The sequence below is a fragment of the Stenotrophomonas sp. TWI700 genome, from assembly GCF_039673645.1.
Taxonomy (GTDB): Bacteria; Pseudomonadota; Gammaproteobacteria; order Xanthomonadales; family Xanthomonadaceae; genus Stenotrophomonas; species Stenotrophomonas maltophilia_AA.
Window position 1 is genome coordinate 1 of record NZ_JBDJMB010000005.1, and the last position, 16,161, is coordinate 16,161.

17 protein-coding genes are annotated in these 16,161 nt (G+C 67.7%); 6 read left to right on the forward strand and 11 right to left on the reverse strand.

What is annotated here, in order from left to right; translation table 11 throughout:
* Positions 1-107: 107 nt before the first annotated feature.
* From pstS (ABE473_RS05630) to ABE473_RS05660, 7 genes are all read right to left on the reverse strand, one after another.
* Entirely contained in the window at positions 108-1,199 is a 1,092-nt protein-coding gene (gene pstS / locus ABE473_RS05630; protein WP_346488769.1) for a phosphate ABC transporter substrate-binding protein PstS, read from the reverse strand.
* Between the two features lie 311 nt (positions 1,200-1,510).
* Positions 1,511-2,530 carry a phosphate ABC transporter substrate-binding protein PstS gene (gene pstS, locus ABE473_RS05635; protein ID WP_179459336.1) on the reverse strand — a complete coding sequence of 340 codons (1,020 nt, stop codon included), beginning with the start codon at positions 2,528-2,530 and terminating at the stop codon, positions 1,511-1,513.
* 123 nt (positions 2,531-2,653) lie between these two features.
* Positions 2,654-3,433: a hypothetical protein gene (locus ABE473_RS05640; protein ID WP_346488770.1), complete on the reverse strand. Its 780-nt coding sequence runs from the start codon at positions 3,431-3,433 to the stop codon at positions 2,654-2,656.
* Positions 3,434-3,537: 104 nt separating this feature from the next.
* Complete coding sequence (locus ABE473_RS05645) at positions 3,538-4,749, reverse strand: OprO/OprP family phosphate-selective porin (RefSeq protein ID WP_179459334.1); 1,212 nt, start codon at positions 4,747-4,749, stop codon at positions 3,538-3,540.
* A gap of 179 nt (positions 4,750-4,928) precedes the next feature.
* Positions 4,929-5,603, reverse strand: a complete 675-nt coding sequence (gene nth / locus ABE473_RS05650) for an endonuclease III (RefSeq protein ID WP_346488771.1) — start codon at positions 5,601-5,603, stop codon at positions 4,929-4,931.
* The gene (locus ABE473_RS05655; protein WP_346488772.1) at positions 5,603-5,965 is read right to left on the reverse strand and encodes a hypothetical protein; all 363 of its coding nucleotides are present in this window, start codon (positions 5,963-5,965) and stop codon (positions 5,603-5,605) included. The genes nth and ABE473_RS05655 overlap by 1 nt, the downstream gene beginning before the upstream one ends.
* 3 nt (positions 5,966-5,968) lie before the next feature.
* Complete coding sequence (locus ABE473_RS05660; protein WP_346488773.1) at positions 5,969-6,751, reverse strand: enoyl-CoA hydratase-related protein; 783 nt, start codon at positions 6,749-6,751, stop codon at positions 5,969-5,971.
* Between the two features lie 167 nt (positions 6,752-6,918).
* On the opposite strand from ABE473_RS05660, the gene ABE473_RS05665 reads away from it, so the two are divergent.
* The 3 genes from ABE473_RS05665 (at position 6,919) to ABE473_RS05675 (ending at position 9,398) form a co-directional block, all read left to right on the forward strand.
* The gene (locus ABE473_RS05665) at positions 6,919-7,620 is read left to right on the forward strand and encodes an FKBP-type peptidyl-prolyl cis-trans isomerase (protein WP_176989918.1); all 702 of its coding nucleotides are present in this window, start codon (positions 6,919-6,921) and stop codon (positions 7,618-7,620) included.
* An 87-nt stretch (positions 7,621-7,707) separates the two neighbouring features.
* On the forward strand, positions 7,708-8,511 hold the full coding sequence (locus ABE473_RS05670; RefSeq protein ID WP_346488774.1) for a CoA pyrophosphatase: 804 nt from the start codon (positions 7,708-7,710) through the stop codon (positions 8,509-8,511).
* Positions 8,508-9,398, forward strand: coding sequence for a sulfurtransferase (locus ABE473_RS05675; RefSeq protein WP_346488775.1), 891 nt, complete (start codon positions 8,508-8,510; stop codon positions 9,396-9,398). Before ABE473_RS05670 ends, ABE473_RS05675 begins: the two co-directional genes overlap by 4 nt.
* A gap of 68 nt (positions 9,399-9,466) precedes the next feature.
* Here ABE473_RS05675 and ABE473_RS05680 read toward each other — a convergent pair whose 3' ends face one another.
* Positions 9,467-10,036, reverse strand: a complete 570-nt coding sequence (locus tag ABE473_RS05680) for an N-acetylmuramoyl-L-alanine amidase (RefSeq protein WP_346488776.1) — start codon at positions 10,034-10,036, stop codon at positions 9,467-9,469.
* A gap of 57 nt (positions 10,037-10,093) precedes the next feature.
* Between ABE473_RS05680 and ABE473_RS05685 the strand changes: the two genes are divergently transcribed.
* The 3 genes from ABE473_RS05685 to ABE473_RS05695 all read left to right on the forward strand — a co-directional run bounded on the left by ABE473_RS05685 (position 10,094) and on the right by ABE473_RS05695 (position 13,425).
* Positions 10,094-10,621: a hypothetical protein gene (locus tag ABE473_RS05685; protein ID WP_346488777.1), complete on the forward strand. Its 528-nt coding sequence runs from the start codon at positions 10,094-10,096 to the stop codon at positions 10,619-10,621.
* A gap of 107 nt (positions 10,622-10,728) precedes the next feature.
* On the forward strand, positions 10,729-12,873 hold the full coding sequence (rlmKL, locus tag ABE473_RS05690; RefSeq protein WP_123729701.1) for a bifunctional 23S rRNA (guanine(2069)-N(7))-methyltransferase RlmK/23S rRNA (guanine(2445)-N(2))-methyltransferase RlmL: 2,145 nt from the start codon (positions 10,729-10,731) through the stop codon (positions 12,871-12,873).
* Between the two features lie 15 nt (positions 12,874-12,888).
* Positions 12,889-13,425: a GNAT family N-acetyltransferase gene (locus ABE473_RS05695; protein WP_346488778.1), complete on the forward strand. Its 537-nt coding sequence runs from the start codon at positions 12,889-12,891 to the stop codon at positions 13,423-13,425.
* 96 nt (positions 13,426-13,521) lie between these two features.
* Here the strand turns inward: ABE473_RS05695 and ABE473_RS05700 are convergent, their stop codons facing one another.
* From ABE473_RS05700 to ABE473_RS05710, 3 genes are read right to left on the reverse strand one after another with little or no spacing between them, the layout of a single operon-like run.
* The gene (locus ABE473_RS05700) at positions 13,522-13,857 is read right to left on the reverse strand and encodes a DUF3325 domain-containing protein (protein ID WP_346488779.1); all 336 of its coding nucleotides are present in this window, start codon (positions 13,855-13,857) and stop codon (positions 13,522-13,524) included.
* Positions 13,854-15,470 (reverse strand): PepSY-associated TM helix domain-containing protein, encoded by a 1,617-nt coding sequence (locus tag ABE473_RS05705; protein ID WP_346488780.1) that lies wholly within the window; start codon positions 15,468-15,470, stop codon positions 13,854-13,856. The genes ABE473_RS05700 and ABE473_RS05705 overlap by 4 nt, the downstream gene beginning before the upstream one ends.
* Positions 15,467-15,862: a DUF3649 domain-containing protein gene (locus tag ABE473_RS05710; RefSeq protein ID WP_346478549.1), complete on the reverse strand. Its 396-nt coding sequence runs from the start codon at positions 15,860-15,862 to the stop codon at positions 15,467-15,469. Before ABE473_RS05710 ends, ABE473_RS05705 begins: the two co-directional genes overlap by 4 nt.
* Positions 15,863-16,161: the final 299 nt, after the last annotated feature.

Sequence of the window (16,161 nt, forward strand, 5' to 3'; positions counted from 1 at the left end):
GTGGTCGGGCGGGGCGGCGCCGGCCTCCGGGTGGGGTGGGGGGGGGGGGGGGGCCCCCCCCGCCACTACGATCGGTCAGGCCCGCGCCGCGCGCGGGCCTGCCTTTTTCACTTGAACTCGCTGGTCCAGTACGCTTCGATCTGGGTCACCAGCTCGGCCGGCAGCGGCACGTAGTGCAGTTCGTTGGCCTGGGCCTGGCCCTTCTCGAACGCCCACTTGAAGAACGCCAGGGTGTCCTTGCTGCGCTGGGCATCCTTGGGCTGCTTGTGCATCAGCATGAAGTTGGTGGCGGTGATCGGCCATGCCTGGTCGCCCGGGGCATTGGTGATGACCAGGTTGAAGTCCTTGGCGCTGGCCCAGTCGGCGCTGGCGGCGGCAGCGGCGAAGGTTTCCGCGCTCGGCTGCACCCAGTTGCCGGCGGCGTTCTGCATCGAGGCATACGGCATGCCGTTCTGCAGCGCGTAGGCCAGTTCGACGTAGCCGATCGAGCCCTTGATCTGCTTCACGTACGACGCCACGCCTTCATTGCCCTTGCCACCCACGCCATCCGGCCACTGCACCGAGGTGCCTTCGCCGACCTTGCTCTTCCAGTCCGGGCTGACCTTGGAGAGGTAGTTGGAGAAGTTGAAGGTGGTGCCTGAACCGTCCGAACGGTGGACCAGGGTGATCTTGCCGTCCGGCAGTGTGACGCCCGGGTTGGCGGCGACGATGGCCGGGTCGTTCCAGGTCTTGACCTTGCCCAGGAAGATGTCGGCCAGCAGGGCGCCGCTGAGGCGCAGCTTGCCGGCTTCCAGGCCGTCGATGTTGACCACCGGGACTACGCCGCCGATCGCCGACGGGAACTGGCCGAGGCCGGCCTGGGCCAGCTCTTCGCTGCTCAGCGGCTTGTCGGAGGAACCGAAATCAACGGTGCCGGCCTTGATCTGGGCGATGCCGCCACCCGAGCCGATCGACTGGTAGTTGATCTTGGCGCCGGTGGCGGTGTTGTAGTCGGCCGACCACTTGGACACCAGCGGGAAGATGAAGGAGGCACCGGCACCGGAAATCTCGGCGGTGAGGCGGTCGCCTGCGGCGGGGGCGGCGGCGGGCGCGTCGGTGGCCGGCGCGGTGGCCTGGCCTTCAGCGCCCGGCTTGCAGGCGGAAAGACCCAGCGCGATGGCCAGGGAAAGGGCGGCGATGCTGGCCGTGTGCAGTTTCATGCGTCACTCCATAGCGGGATAAGAGCCGGTCTTCCCGGCGACGCGACTATGAAATGATGTTTTTGTTACAGCTTGATGACGCCGTGACCGGGCGCACGCAAAGCCTTGCGGCACAAGGGCCGGGCTCGCAGGGGCAGGCAATAAAAAGGCGCGGAGCCTTGCGGTCCGCGCCCGATGGCGCCGGAAGGGGGAGAGAGGACCCTCCGGCGCCATTGCACTGTCCGGTGGGTTGCGTCGGGGGCGACGCGTACCGACCCACGGTCGGTACCTACCGGTAGGTCACCACCGTGGGTGGTGACGCCGTCGATCGATCAGTACTTCAGGTTCTGCGACCAGTAGGTCTCGATCTGCTTGACCAGGGTGTCCGGCAGCGGGACGTAGTCGAGCTGCTTGGCCTGGGCATCGCCGCTCTTGTAGATCCAGCGGAAGAACTCCTGGGTGGCCTTGGCATTGGCCACGTTCTTGGGCTGCTTGCGGACCAGGATGAAGTTGGTGGCGGTGATCGGCCACGCATCGGCGCCCGGGGCGTTGGTCATGACCAGGTAGAAGTCCTTGGCGCTGGCCCAGTCGGCGCTCGCCGCCGCGGCGGCGAACGAGGTGTCGCTCGGCAGCACGATCTTGCCCGCGGCGTTCTTCATCGCGGCGTAGGACATCTTGTTCTGCAGCGCGTAGGACAGTTCGACGTAGCCGATGCCGCCCTTGATCTGCTTCACGTAGGCGGCGACGCCTTCGTTGCCCTTGCCGCCGATGCCGACCGGCCACTGGACCGACGTGCCTTCACCGACCTTGGTCTTCCACTCCGGGTTGACCTTGGACAGGTAGTTGACGAAGTTGAAGGTGGTGCCCGAACCGTCCGAGCGGTGCACGACGGTGATCTTGCCGTCCGGCAGCTTGACGCCCGGGTTCAGCGCGGCGATCGCCGGGTCGTTCCAGGTCTTGATCTTGCCGAGGAAGATGTTGCCCAGGGTCGGGCCATCCAGCTTCAGCGCGCCCGGCGCGATGCCGGCCACGTTGATCACCGGGACCACGCCGCCGATGACCGACGGGAACTGGGCCAGGCCGGCTGCCGCCAGTTCTTCCGGCTTCAGCGGGGCATCGGAGGAGCCGAAATCAACGGTCGCGGCCTTGATCTGGGCGATGCCGCCACCGGAACCGATGGACTGGTAGTTGACCTTCTTGCCGGTCGCGGTGCTGTAGTCGGCCGACCACTTGGACATGACCGGATAGATGAACGAGGCGCCCGCGCCGGTCACATCGGCGGCATTGGCGGCGAACACGGACGACGCGGCGAGGACGGCAACGGCGGCGCGCGACTTGAAGGCGTGGATCACGGGGTGGCTCCTGGGATGGATGAAGGTGCGGGGTGTCCCGCCCGGTGCTCATTCCATAACGGTTCGATGACAGCGCAGCGACTGTCATATGACCACCTCGTGACACGCCTTCCGGGCGGGGTGTCACAACGGCTGCAGCGCCTCCGGGACCGCGTAGCGGTGGCCGTCGAAGCGCAGCACATGGCGTTCGCCTTCCACCGGCGTGTCCTGGTCGCGGCAGGTGTCGCCGTCCATCCAGCTGTGCTTGGTGACCCGGCGTTCGCGCAGGACGAGGTCGGCCAGGCCGTGCCTGCCTTGCGGGCCGACCGCGACGGTGCGCGTCACGTCGGTGGATTCACCGGCGCAGCGGGTGTCCCATTCGGCCTGGTAGCTGCGCAGCACCATGGGAGGGCCGAGCGTGCGCAGCGTGCCTGCCTGCACCGCCAGCAGCTGCAATTGTTCTTCGCTGAAAGGATTGGGCCCGGAACCATTGCGCCGCTGCACGCGCAGGCCGAACGCGAGGGTGTCCGGCGCGAGCTGGTAACGCGCGGTATCCAGCTGCATGCCGTCGAAGAAAAACGCATCGCTTTCGAGTGCACCGGGCAGCACCGTCCATGCGCGCGTGGCGAGGGTGTCGGAATCGATCACCAGCACCTCCACGTCGCCGTCGCGGGCGTCGTTGTCGCCCCCATCGCGCCAGACCGGCGTGGCCAGCAGGGTCAGCTCGGGGCGCGCCGGCCAGCGCCGGCAGACGCTGGCGGACGTGTCACGGGTGTAGCCGGGGCGATCGGGCAGCGCGCCGTCGGCCCGCACCACGTATGCCTCGTCCGCGGCGGCCTGGGTATCGTGGCAGTCCTGCGCGTGGGCGGGCAGGGCGGCGGCACTGCACGCGACGGCCAGCAGCAGCGGGAGTGCGGTACGCATCGGGGTCCATCCATGGGGCAAAGGGCGCCCAGCATACCCGCGCACGGGCACGAAAAAAGGCGCAGCCGAAGCTGCGCCTTTGTGTCACACGCGTGTTGCAGGGCTTACCAGAAGAACTGCAGGCGCGCTTCCAGGATGTTCGGATCGTCATTCACGAACGTACGGGCGGTGGAGCTGTACTTCTTGCTGTCCACCATCACGTAGTTCAGGGCGAACTTGGTGTTGGAGCGCCAGTAGTAGTTCACGCCCACGGTCCAGATGTCCATCTTGCCGCCGAGCACGCCATCGACGATCGGCGGGCGACCGGCCACCGGATTCGCCGACAGGTTGCCGTCGTTGAGGTCCATGTGGTCGTAACGCGCGCCCAGCTGCCACATGCCGCGGCCCGGCTCGTCCGGCAGGCCGGTGGTCGGGGTGCCGCCCTTGTAGCCCCAGGTTTCGCCGGTGATGTTCCACAGGCCGCTGACGTAGTAGCCGTCGCTGCTGTAGTTGTCGCGGGTGTAACGCTTGGCCTTGCTGGTGTAGTACTCGGCCTGGGCCTTGAACGGGCCGCCGATATACATCGCTTCGGCACCGATCGTGCTGACCCGGTCGGTGTCGACCAGGTTGCCGCTGTCGACCAGGCGCGCGGTGGCCAGGTCGGCGTTGGGACGGGCGCGCACGCGCAGGGTGTCCGCATCGGTGTCGTAGTCGACATAGCTCAGGCCGAAGTGCAGGACCTGGCCCTTGTCATTGATCGGCGCCCAGGTACCACGCGCGCCGTAGCCGCTGCCATGGGCCAGGTTGCGGGTCAGCTCGCGGCCGAAGGCGCTGGCGGTGACCGACCAGTTCGCATCGCCGATGCTGTAGGCCGCGCCGAGGCGGCGGGCCACGGCATAGGTATTGGTGACCGTGGCCTTGGAGATGAAGTCGTTGTTCTTGGTGCTGGACAGTTCTTCCAGGCTGTTGGGCTGCTTGAACTGGCCGAACTGCACGAAGTGGTTGGCGTTGCCGGCCAGCTTGTACTTCAGGTTGGTGTCCAGGAACTTGTCGGCCTTGGCGTCGTAGCCCACCACCCATTCCACGTTGCCCGGGCCCTTGCCCTTGAGCACCAGCTCGGCGCGGCGCAGCTCGAACTCGCTGTTCTTGCCGTTGCCGGCGTCGCCGCCATTGAGGTCGGTCACATCGTTGTCGAACCAGTTGCCGTCGGCCTGGACCAAGCCCTCGAACGTGATTTCCGAACCGCCGATCACATCGATGGCCACTTCAGCGTGAGCGGCCGGAACGAACAGCGCAGCCACCACGGCCGCAGTAAGAAGTTGGCGATGCAGTTTCATGGAAGGAGCCTTGCAGGCAGGTGGGAAGATGCTGCGCAGGCTAATTAGTGAAGATTGCGTAAATGTGACAGTTTCAGACAAACCGTCATCTGCCGTATCCCAAGCGGCGTCAGGGGCTGCCATTTATCCCCGGTGGAGATGACCGCCGGGTTGCGTCCATATGGCAATCGCGCCCCCGTTCAGGCGGCGGTCTTTTCCTTGAACCGGCACAGGTCGCGGATCACGCATTGCGGGCAGTCCGGCTTGCGTGCCTTGCACACGTAGCGGCCGTGCAGGATCAGCCAGTGATGCGCATCGAGCAGGAACTCGGCGGGGATCACCTTGACCAGCAGGTCCTCCACCGCGCGCACGTCCTTGCCCGGCGCCAGGCCGGTCCGGTTGGAGACGCGGAAGATGTGCGTGTCGACCGCCATCACCGGTTCACCGAACGCGGTGTTGAGCACCACGTTGGCGGTCTTGCGCCCAACGCCGGGCAATGCTTCGAGCGCGGCGCGATCGCGCGGCACCTCGCCGCCGTGCTGGTTGACCAGCATCGCGCAGGCGGCGATCACGTTCTTTGCCTTGGCGTTGTACAGGCCGATGGTGGCGATGTACTTCTTCAAGCCCTCCTCACCGAGGTCGAGGATCGCCTGCGGCGTGTTGGCGACGGGAAACAGCTTGCGCGTGGCCTTGTTGACGCCGACGTCGGTGGCCTGCGCAGACAGCGTCACCGCCACCAGCAGTTCGAAGGGTGAGCTGTACTCCAGTTCGGTCCTGGGGTGCGGGTTGAGCTCGCGCAGGCGGGTGAACATTTCGATCACATCGGCCTTGGGCATGCGCGTGCTGCGTGCGGCGGTTTTCTTCATCGTGGCCATCAGGGGAAACGCCCGGCCGCCTTCGCCTTGGCGCGCGCGAGAATCGCGGCGGCGGCCGAGGGCAGGGCGGGTTTCTGGATGTCGGGTGTGGGAGGCGGCGCGCGGCGCGCCTCCCGTTCGGCGGCGCGGCGGGCGAGCCGCTGCCCGCGTTGGCGATAGCGTTCGCGTGCATCCCAGGCGCGCTGCAGCTGCTGCTGTGCGTGCTTGAGGCGCTGTGGCAGATCGGGATGGTCGGCCAGCAGGTGCTCGTCGCCCGGCTGCGGGACGTAGTCCATCAGGCCGGCCGCAAGCGCGGCGTCCCAGTGATCGTCACGCACGAGTGCCAGCAGCTGCGCTGGCGAAGCGGTATCGGAAGGCGACATGGCTCAGCGGTTCTGGAACACCGGCGGGCGGCGCGCGAGGAAGGCGCTGGTGCCTTCGCGCATGTCCTCGGTGGCGAACATCAGGCCGAACTGCGCGCTCTCGTATTCCAGACCTTCGCCCAGCGCGCACTCGCCGCCGATGTGGATGGCATCCAGGATGCCGCGCAGCGCCAGGGGCGCGGCCGAGGCAAGCTGCGACGCCAGTGCGTGGACGCGGGCATCCAGATCGGCGGCCGGGACGACCTCGTTGATGATCCCCAACTGCGCGGCGCGGGCGGCCGTGATCGGGGCGCCGAGCAGGCACAACTCCAGCGCGGCGGCGCGGCCACACAGACGCAGCAGGCGCTGGCTGCCACCGAAGCCGGGGATCAGCCCCAGATTGATCTCCGGCTGGCCGAGTCTGGCGGTCTCGGCGGCCACCCGCAGGTGGCAGGCCATGGCCAGCTCCAGCCCGCCACCCAGCGCGAATCCATTGATTTTGCCGATGACCGGCTTGGGCATCCGCTCGATGCGCCGCATCAACCCCTGGCCCAGCAGCGAGAAATCACGACCCTGAACCGCGCTCAGGCCGTTCATTTCGGCGATGTCGGCCCCGGCAACGAACGCCTTGGGCCCGGCGCCGGTCAGCACCACCACCCGCACGTCCGCATCGGCGGCGGCCGCGGCGAAGGCGGCATCCAGGGCTTCCAGCGTGGCCCGGTCGAGGGCGTTGAGCTTGTCCGGGCGGTTGACCGTCACGGTGCGTACGGCACCATCGTCCATAATCGCGATAAGGGCGTCGGCCACGGCAGGACTCCTGAAAACGTTAAAAAATAGTGATGTTGAACTCTTGAAACGAAGTCAGGTCAGAGCCTCCGTCGTTAGTGGCGGTTCAACGTTGCGGCGGCTATCCTAACCCGTCGCCTCAGGGCGGCCCAACGCGTCCTGAGTTACCACCCCTGGAGAAAAGTTTGATGAAGTTGCGTTCTATCGCGGTCGCCGTCGCGGCCCTGGCCCTGACGGGCAATGCCTTCGCCCAGGACACCTCGTCCGAAAAGGGCAAGCTGAGCTATTACTTCGGTTACGACTACGGTAACAACCTGGCTGAACTCACCGCACGCGGCGAGCAGCTGGACATCAACTCGGTGGTGAAGGGCCTGCAGGATGCCTACGCCAAGAAGCAGCCGTCGATCACGGCCGAGCAGTTGAAGCCCGCCGTCGAAGCCTTCCAGAAGCGAGAGCAGGGTCGTGCGCAGGCCGCCAAGGCCGAGTACGACAAGGCTGCCGCCGAGAACAAGACCAAGAGCACCCAGTTCCTGGCCGCCAACAAGGCCAAGGCCGGCGTGCAGTCGCTGCCGAGCGGCGTGCAGTACCGCGTGATCGAAGCAGGCAAGGGTGCCAAGCCGACCCAGGCCAGCACCGTGCAGCTGGAAGTGGCCGGTCCGTATCCGTTCGGCACCCGTCCGGCCGAAGCGCGCCCGGCCCAGCAGATCCCGGGCATCAAGGTCAGCGAAGTCGAAATGAAGGCCATGCGTGAAGCCCTGCTGCAGATGCCGGCCGGCTCCAAGTGGGAAGTGACGCTGCCGCCGGAGCAGGCCTATGGTGCCGATCCGCGCACGCCGTTCCCGCCGAACGTTGCGGTGCAGTTCGAAATCAAGCTCGTCAGCGTCAAGTAATTTCTGCACCATCAAGAACGCGCCGGTGGAAACACCGGCGCGTTTTTCGTTTCCGTGCATTCGCGCTACTGTTGAGCGGTCCAATCGATGGAAGAATCCCCGCATGCCGCGCCCACACCCTGCATCGGAATCTGCGCACTGGATCGCGCCGGTATCTGCACGGGCTGCCTGCGCACCGTGGATGAGATCACCCGCTGGCGAACCATGAGCCGACCCGAACAGCATCACGTCATGCAGCACACGCTGCCCCTGCGCGAACAACTGCGTCAATCGCTGCGCGGTTCGCTGGCCGAGCACGAACGCCTGCTGCGCGCGCTGCATCCGCTGGACCAGCCGCCACAGGACGATGGCTGGAACCGCAGCGAACTCATCGATCTTCTGCCGCCCGGCCCACCGGTCGAAGCCGCCGTGCTGGCCGGCATCATTCCGCGCGAGGGCGGCGCCCAGGTGCTGCTGACCCGGCGTACCGACACGCTGCGTCACCATGGGGGCCAGGTCGGCTTCCCCGGCGGCCGCATGGAGCCGGACGACCATGACGCCGTGGCCGCCGCGATCCGCGAGAGCGACGAGGAAATCGCGCTCAAGCACGACCAGGTGCAGGTGCTCGGGTATCTCGACCCGTTCGTGACCATCACCGGCTATCGGGTCATGCCGGTGGTGGCGGTGATCGATCCCGCGTTCGTGGCCGTGCCCGAACCGGGGGAGGTCGCGGAAGTCTTCGAAGTGCCGCTGTCCTACCTGATGGATCCGGCCAACCTGCACCACGTCGAGATCGACCATCGCGGGCGCATCCGCCACGTGCTCGAATACGGTTGGCCCGGGCAGCGGATCTGGGGCGCGACCGCCGCCATTCTCTACAACCTGCGTCGCCGCCTGGAGCAGACCGCATGACCACGCCACTGATCGATGTCACCGCCCTCGCAAAGGCCCTGGAGGAGGGCGCCACGCGCCTGATGGATGCACGGGCGACGGCCAGTGCCGCCCCGCCGCTGAAGGTGGTGGATGCGCGTTTCTCGCTGGCCGACCCGCAGTCCGGCGCGCAGTTGTATGCACAGGGCCATCTGCCCGGTGCGCTGTACGCCGATCTCAACCGGGATCTGTCCGATCTTGGCCGCACCGGCCATGGCCGTCACCCGCTGCCGGACAGCGATGCGTTCGCCGCGCGCCTGGGCGAGTGGGGCATCGGGCCGCAGACCCGGGTCGTGGTCTACGACGCCGGCGACGGCAGCATGGCCGCCGCGCGCCTGTGGTGGCTGCTGCGGCTGATCGGACATGCGCACGTGCAGGTGCTCGATGGTGGCTTCGCCGCCTGGCAGGCGGCTGGCCTGCCGGTGACGGCGGCGCTGCCGCAGGTGTCCCCGTTGCCGCCGTACCCCGGTCGTTTCGACCGCAGCCGGATCGCCTCGGTGGAGGAGGTGCACGCGCGGTTGAAGCACGCGCCGGGCTGGCTGATCGATGCGCGGGCCGGTGAACGCTTCCGTGGCGAAGTGGAGCCGTTGGATCCGGTCGCCGGCCACGTGCCCGGCGCGGTGAATCGTCCCTTCGCGTTGAACGTGCACGACGGGCGGTTGCGCCCTGCGGACGATCTGCGCGCGGCGCTGCAGCCGCTGATCGGCACCCACGCGCCGGACGAGGTGGTGTTGATGTGCGGCTCCGGCGTCACCGCCTGCCACCTGCTGCTGGCGATGGATGTCGCGGGCCTGGAAGGTGCGCGGATCTATGCGGATTCGTGGAGCGGCTGGGTCAGCGACCCGTCGCGTCCTGTCGCCACCGGCTGATCACAGGCCACGATGACGGCCACGGCCAATGGCGCGGTAGGTGCCGACCGTTGGTCGGCACACCCTCATCAGCCACGCAGTTCCTGCAACGGCACCGCGGCCAGCACGCGCGGCCACGGGAACAACGGACCCGGATCGCGCTTGCGTGGCACGCGCCGCTCCGGATCATCGCTGGCCACTTCCTCGCGCGTATCCAGCCACTCATGGCCGGCGATATGTGCCAGCGCCGGCAGCGTCCCGCACAGATGCTGCAGGAGATCGATCAGGGCCGCGATCTGCACGTCGGGGTAGGGCTCGTCCATCGCCTGGTGCCGGGAATCCCACCAGTGCGGGTAACGCCCGGTGTTGACCAGCTCGATGCCGATCGAGCGCGGATTGAACCCGCTGACCTGATGCGCGACGCGGTCCAGCGCCACGTATTGGACGATGCGCCCGTCGCGGTCGATGTAGTAGTGGCCGCTGTTGCCAGTGCCGCTCTCATACAGCACCCGTTCGCCGTAGGCGCGCGCCATGGCCAGATCAGGCAGTTCGGTGCAGTGGATGACCACCAGATCGATCTCGTCGTGCGTGCGCGGCAGCAGCCTGTCCTGGTAGGGCAGGGGCTGTGTTTCGATGGCGGGCGGGGCGCGGTCGGGCATGCGGCGATGCTAGCATTTGGGCATGAACGCTCCTATCGATTCCCGCGCGGTATGCGCATGAGCCGCGGCCACTGCATCCTCTCCCACGGCTTTGAAAGCGGCCCCGACGCGATCAAGGTGACCGCCCTGGCCGAGGTGGCCGAACGCCTGGGCTGGACCCACGAGCGCCCCGACTACACCGACCTGGACGCCCAGCGCGAGGTCAGCAGCCTGGGCGACGTGCGGGCCCGCCTGCAGCGCCTGGTGACCCTCGCCGCCGCCCGTGCCGCCGAGGGCCCGGTGGTGCTGGCCGGCTCCAGCCTGGGGTCCTACATTTCGGCCATCGCCTCGCTGCAGGTACCGGTGCGTGGCCTGTTCCTGATGGTGCCACCGACCCGGATGGGGCCGATGCCGGCCCTGGACGCGGCCCGCGTGCCGACCAGCGTGGTGCATGCCTGGCACGACGAGCTGATCCCGCCGGCCGAGGTGATCGCCTGGGCCCAGGCCCGTTCGGCGCGGCTGCTGATGGTGGATGACGGGCACCGGCTGACCGACCACGTCGAGGCCTCGAGCCGGGCGTTCGAGGAGTTGCTGGCCTCGCTGTAACCGGGCGATCCCGCCCACGTCACGTACAATGGCCCCCCGGGCTCCGTGCCCGGCTGCTTGCCGTGCCCGTGGGCACCCCCTCTCCGCTGACCTGCGATACCGATTCCGTGAAATTCTTTGTTTCCTGCGCCAAGGGCCTGGAGTATCTGCTCGCCGACGAACTGTTGGCGCTCGGCCTGGACAAGGCCACCGCCACCATTTCCGGCGTCAACGCCGAGGGCGAGCTGGCGCAGGCACAGCGCGTGGTGCTGTGGTCGCGCCTGGCCAGCCGGGTGCTGTGGCCGCTGGCCGAGTTCGAGTGCCCGGACGAGGGCTCGCTCTACCAGGGCGTGTCGGCGATGGCGTGGGAGCAGCACATCAGTCCCGAGCTGACCCTGTCGGTGGACGCGCATGTGTCCGGTACCGAGATCACCCACGCGCGCTTCGCCGCGCAGCGGGTCAAGGATGGCGTGGTCGACAGCCTGCGCGCGCAGGGCCTGGAACGGCCGTCGGTGAACGTGGAGTTCCCGGACGTGCGCATCAACCTGTCGCTGCGCAAGGGCCGGGCCACGATCTCGATCGATCTGGGCGGTGGCCCGATGCATCGCCGCGGCTGGCGCATGGCGCAGAACGAGGCGCCGCTGAAGGAAAACCTCGCCGCTGCCGTGCTGCTGCGCGCCAACTGGCCGAAGATCCACAGTGAAGGCGGTGGCCTGCTCGACCCGATGTGCGGCAGCGGCACGCTGCTGATCGAAGGCGCGCTGATGGCCGCCGACGTCGCCCCGGGCCTGCAGCGCCACGGCAGCATTCCGCCGAGCCGCTGGCTGGGCTTTGACCGCGAGAGCTGGAACACCTTGATGGCCGAAGCGCGCACGCGCGAGGAAGCCGGCCGCGGTGCGCTCAAGCAGGTCATCCACGGCAGCGACATCGATCCGCATGCGATCCGCGCGGCCAAGGAAAACGCCGAGACCGCCGGTGTCTCGCACGCGATCTGGTTCGGCGTGCGCGACGTGGCCGATGTCCAGGTGCCGCTGCAGGAAACCGGTTGCGTGGTCTGCAATCCGCCCTACGACGAGCGCCTGGCCGCCGATGCCCTGCTGTACCGCCGCCTCGGCGACGCGCTCAAGCGCGCGGTGCCGCAGTGGCGTGCCAGCCTGCTGTGTGGCAGCGCCGACCTGGCGTTCGCCACCGGCCTGCGCGCCAACAAGAAGTACCAGCTGTTCAACGGTGCCATCGAGTGTGCGCTGATCGTCTGCGACCCGATCGCGGTGCCGCAGCGCGAGAACACCGGCCAGCCACGCGAGCTCAGCGAAGGCGCGCAGATGGTGGCCAACCGCCTGCGCAAGAACATCAAGAAGTTCAAGACGTGGCGGACGCGTGAGAGCATCACCTGCTACCGCGTCTACGATGCCGATCTGCCCGAGTACGCGGCCGCCATCGATGTCTACGAAGAAGATGGCGGTGCCCGCCGTACCTTCCTGCATGTGCAGGAATACGCGGCCCCGGCGACCATTCCGGATGTCGATGTGCGTCGTCGTCGCAACGAGCTGCTGTCGGCCGCGCGCGAGGTCTTCCAGGTGCCGGCCGAGCAGGTCGCGCTGAAGTCGCGCGAGCGTGGCAAGGGCGGCAGCAAGTACGGTCGTTTCGAGCAGCGCGGCGAGTTCGTGCTGGTGCGCGAGAACGATGCCCTGCTGCGCGTGAACCTGTTCGACTATCTGGATACCGGCCTGTTCCTGGACCATCGCCCGCTGCGCTGGCACATGGCGCAGGAAGCCCAGGGCAAGCGTTTCCTCAACCTGTTCTGCTATACCGGCGTCGCCTCGGTGCAGGCCGCCGTGGCCGGTGCCGCGACGACCACCAGCGTGGATCTGTCCGGTACCTACCTGCAGTGGTGCGCCGACAACCTGGCCTTGAACGGCAAGGGCGGCAGCCAGCACCAGTTGATCCAGGCCGATGCCCTGGCGTGGCTGGAAGCAGAGCGCCACCGCTTCGACGTGATCTTCTGCGATCCGCCGACGTTCTCCAACTCGGCCCGCGCCGATGATTTCGACATCCAGCGCGAACACGTGCGCCTGCTGCGCGCGGCCGTGGCGCGCCTGAGCCCGGAAGGCGTGCTGTATTTCTCCAACAACTTCCGCCGCTTCAAGCTGGACGACGAAGCGATCAAGGAATTCGCGGAGTGCAAGGAGATTTCGCCCGAGACCATCGGTGCCGACTTCGAACGCAACCCGCGCATCCACCGCGCGTGGGAACTGCGCCGCTACGGCGCCTGACCGGAAGGGGCTGACATGGACGACAGCCAACTCCACGCCGACGGACTGCTGCTGCGGCCGTTCGAGGATGCCGACGCCGCCGCGTTCGCAGCGGCGGTGCGTGAATCGGCCGAGGGCATGCGGCGCTGGATGCCGTGGAGCTCGGTCGACTACAGCGTCGCGCAGGCGCTGCAGTGGTTCCAGGCCTGCCGGGACGGCTGGGCGGCAGGCACGGCCTGCGAGTACGGGGTATTCGACCGTGACACCGCCGCCTTCGTTGGCGGCGCGGGACTCAACAAGATCCAGACCGATCCCCGGTTCTGCAACCTGGGCTACTGGGTCCGGCGGGCGTGCCGCGGCCAGGGTGTCGCGCCCCGCGTCGTGCAGGCACTGGCCGTCCAGGCATTCGGGCCGCTGGGCCTGCATCGGGTGGAGATCGTCGTGGCCGTGGGCAACCTCGCCAGCGAACGGGTGGCGGTGAAGTCCGGCGCCCTGCGCGAGGGCGTGGCGCGCAACCGACTGGTCATCGACGACCGTCCTGCCGCCGCGCACATGTTCTCACTGGTGCCCTGATCGGCGATCGCGATGCGGTTACGCACCCGAGAGTGCGGCGGGCGTACCGCAGGAATCGATCCGAAGGGTAGAGCCACGCCATGCGTGGCTGCTCCCTCAGTGCGCGACCAGCGCCACCGCCAGCCCCACCACCGGCAACGCCCACGCCAGCGGCGCGATCCAGCGCGGGCGGTACGGATACAGCCCGAACGCGATCACCACCCCGCTGATCGTCAGCGCGCCCAGCCACAGCACCGGGCCGATCGCCCAGCCGTGGTCCAGCACGCACAGCGCGAATGCGACGGTCAGCAGCGCCCAGCCTACCCAGCGCCACACCCGCATACGGGATGCGCTCGCGCCGGCTTTGCCATGCAGGTCCAGCTGGTGCTTGTCCATGGCCAGCGACAACGCGGTGAACGCCGAGAAGGTCAGCGTGATCGCGAGCAGCATCATGCCGTGGCCTCCGCCGCGGCCGCCTGCTGGCGACGCTTCTTTTCGGCCGCGCTCAGCGGGGGCTGCCAGCGCTGCATGCGATGGCCGCAGTAGGCCAGCATCGCGCCGAAGGCGAGCATGGTCAGGTCGACACCGGCCAGCACCCAGTCACCGGTGCGCAGGGTGACGCCCAGATGCGCATGCGTGGTGAGTGCGTTGACCACCGGGATCAGGGCGAACAGCACGCCACCCAGATACAGCTGCCAGGTCCACATCATCCGCTTCGGCCAGACGAAGCCGGCCAGCAAGGCAGCGGCCCAGGCATAGAAGAAGGCATTGACCTCGGCATCGGAACGCTCGGCCATGTGGACGGGCAGCAGCCGGTTGGCCAGGAAGTAGGTCGCGAACGCGATCGGCAGGCCGGCCACCGCGCCGATGTTGAGCGCGTCGACCAGGCGCAGCCCGAAGCCGGTCCTGCCGGACTTGGCGTGCTTGGGCCGCTCCTTGACCGCCCACAGCACCACGCCGCTGGCCACCATCAGGCAGCCGATCAGCCCGGACAGGAAGAACAGGGCGCGCAGGCCCCAATCCGCGAAGCGGGCCAGGTGCAGGCCGTACATCACGCCGCGGGTCTGGGTCGCGCCGCCCGAGGCCGGGCTGGCCTCGATCAACTGGCCGGTGATGGCATTGAAACGCAGCGACGGGGTATCCACCGACAGGCGCTTTCCATCGCGCTGGGTGATGTCCACGATCGCATTGGCCGCGCCCGGGTGGTACAGGGTGAAGCCGGCCACGTCCGCGCCTTTCCATTCGGCGCGTGCGCTGTCCAGCAGCTGCTGGATCGGCAGCGGCGTGGCGCGTCCCTCGGCCGGCGTCTCGATCTCGGCCAGGCGCGCGAAGGCCTCGCTGAAGAACGCCTCCTCATCCTTGGGGTAGGCCACGCTCACGCCCCACGGCAGGTACATGAACATCAAGGTGACGATGCCGGTGTAGGTGATCATCGCGTGGTACGGCAGGGCCATCACCGCGCTGACGTTATGGAAATCCAGCCACGAACGCAGGCCCTTTTCCGGCCGGAAGGTGAAGAAGTCCTTGAAGATCTTCTTGTGCGTGATCACGCCGGTGATGATCGCCACCAGCATGAACATCGCGCAGAACCCGACCAGGTAACGCGCCCAGTACACCGGGATGTAGTGCAGGTCGAAATGCAGGCGGTAGAAGAAGTCGCCGCCGCGGGTTTCGCGCGCGGCGATCTCCTCGCCGGTGTTCGGATCGACGGTGGCATCGCCGAAGCGGCCACCGCCGCGCCGGCGGCGCTCGCCTTCCACCGGTGGCTTGACCATCGATTCGGGATTGCGCCAGAACATGCGCATCGCCGGGTTGCGCGGGTCGGGCAGGGTGACGTTCCAGCTCTCGGCCTGCGGGGCCTTGTGTTGCAGGAAGGTCAGCGCGCGCTCGGCGGCCACGTCGGCGGTGACGCTGCTGCGCGGCAGTTCCGGGCGCATCCAGCGGCTGATCTCTTCGCGGTAATAGCTGGCGGTGCCAGCCATGAAAATCAGCAGCAGCAGCCAGCCGACCAGCAGGCCGGTCCAGGTGTGCAGCCAGGCCATCGACTGGCGGAATCCATTCTTCATGCGGCCCCCTGCAGCAGGCGGGTGCCCACCCAGAACAGCACGGTCGGAACCAGGATGCCGACCCAGGCGCGCAGGGCGGTGCGGGTGGCGAACGCCCACAACGCCGCGCAGGCGCACAGCACGATCGCCACCAGCATGCCGGTCAGCACGGCCTGGCCACGCGCGATCGGCAGGGCGACGGCGAAGAACATCGAGCAGGTGGCGGCCAGTGCGTAGCCGCCGAAGATCGCGGCGAGCGAGCGTGACAACACACCCAGCCAGGGGCGGGTGAAGAAAGAACCAAGACGGTTGAACCTGGCGCTGGCGTTCGGCGTGCTGTCCACGGAAACCTGCTGATCGATCGGGGAAACGGGCATCACCGGCCGCAGCCGGTGATGAAGAATAGTGGCCATCCCTTCCAGTGTGAGAATCGGCAGCACGCGCGCGCAGCGACGCTGCCAAAGGCAGAAGGCGGTGCGAGGAACCACGGATCATGGGAGGTACACGGGACCGTCGCGCGGGAAAGCGCAGGGCCTCGGTGCGTCAATTGGCCAGGCGCACAGCGGAATGGTGAATGATAGGCATTATCATTTAGTTAGACAAGCGTCAGGGTGGTGTCGGGAGCGGGTAAACGCCGTGCGCTGGGGTACGTCCGGTGGGCTACAAGACCGTCGCCTGTGTGTCACGGCCGGGCAATATCGCGTCAACAGAC

Bases quoted from the DNA above. Each gene is read 5' to 3' on its own strand.
- pstS (WP_346488769.1), bottom strand. From the start codon at position 1,199: ATGAAACTGCACACGGCCAGCATCGCCGCCCTTTCCCTGGCCATCGCG.
- ABE473_RS05695 (WP_346488778.1), top strand. From the start codon at position 12,889: ATGGACGACAGCCAACTCCACGCCGACGGACTGCTGCTGCGGCCGTTC.
- ABE473_RS05685 (WP_346488777.1), top strand. From the start codon at position 10,094: ATGAGCCGCGGCCACTGCATCCTCTCCCACGGCTTTGAAAGCGGCCCC.
- ABE473_RS05710 (WP_346478549.1), bottom strand. From the start codon at position 15,862: ATGGCCACTATTCTTCATCACCGGCTGCGGCCGGTGATGCCCGTTTCC.
- ABE473_RS05705 (WP_346488780.1), bottom strand. From the start codon at position 15,470: ATGAAGAATGGATTCCGCCAGTCGATGGCCTGGCTGCACACCTGGACC.
- ABE473_RS05645 (WP_179459334.1), bottom strand. From the start codon at position 4,749: ATGAAACTGCATCGCCAACTTCTTACTGCGGCCGTGGTGGCTGCGCTG.
- ABE473_RS05665 (WP_176989918.1), top strand. From the start codon at position 6,919: ATGAAGTTGCGTTCTATCGCGGTCGCCGTCGCGGCCCTGGCCCTGACG.
- ABE473_RS05670 (WP_346488774.1), top strand. From the start codon at position 7,708: ATGGAAGAATCCCCGCATGCCGCGCCCACACCCTGCATCGGAATCTGC.
- nth (WP_346488771.1), bottom strand. From the start codon at position 5,603: ATGGCCACGATGAAGAAAACCGCCGCACGCAGCACGCGCATGCCCAAG.
- ABE473_RS05640 (WP_346488770.1), bottom strand. From the start codon at position 3,433: ATGCGTACCGCACTCCCGCTGCTGCTGGCCGTCGCGTGCAGTGCCGCC.
- ABE473_RS05675 (WP_346488775.1), top strand. From the start codon at position 8,508: ATGACCACGCCACTGATCGATGTCACCGCCCTCGCAAAGGCCCTGGAG.
- ABE473_RS05700 (WP_346488779.1), bottom strand. From the start codon at position 13,857: ATGATGCTGCTCGCGATCACGCTGACCTTCTCGGCGTTCACCGCGTTG.
- ABE473_RS05655 (WP_346488772.1), bottom strand. From the start codon at position 5,965: ATGTCGCCTTCCGATACCGCTTCGCCAGCGCAGCTGCTGGCACTCGTG.
- ABE473_RS05680 (WP_346488776.1), bottom strand. From the start codon at position 10,036: ATGCCCGACCGCGCCCCGCCCGCCATCGAAACACAGCCCCTGCCCTAC.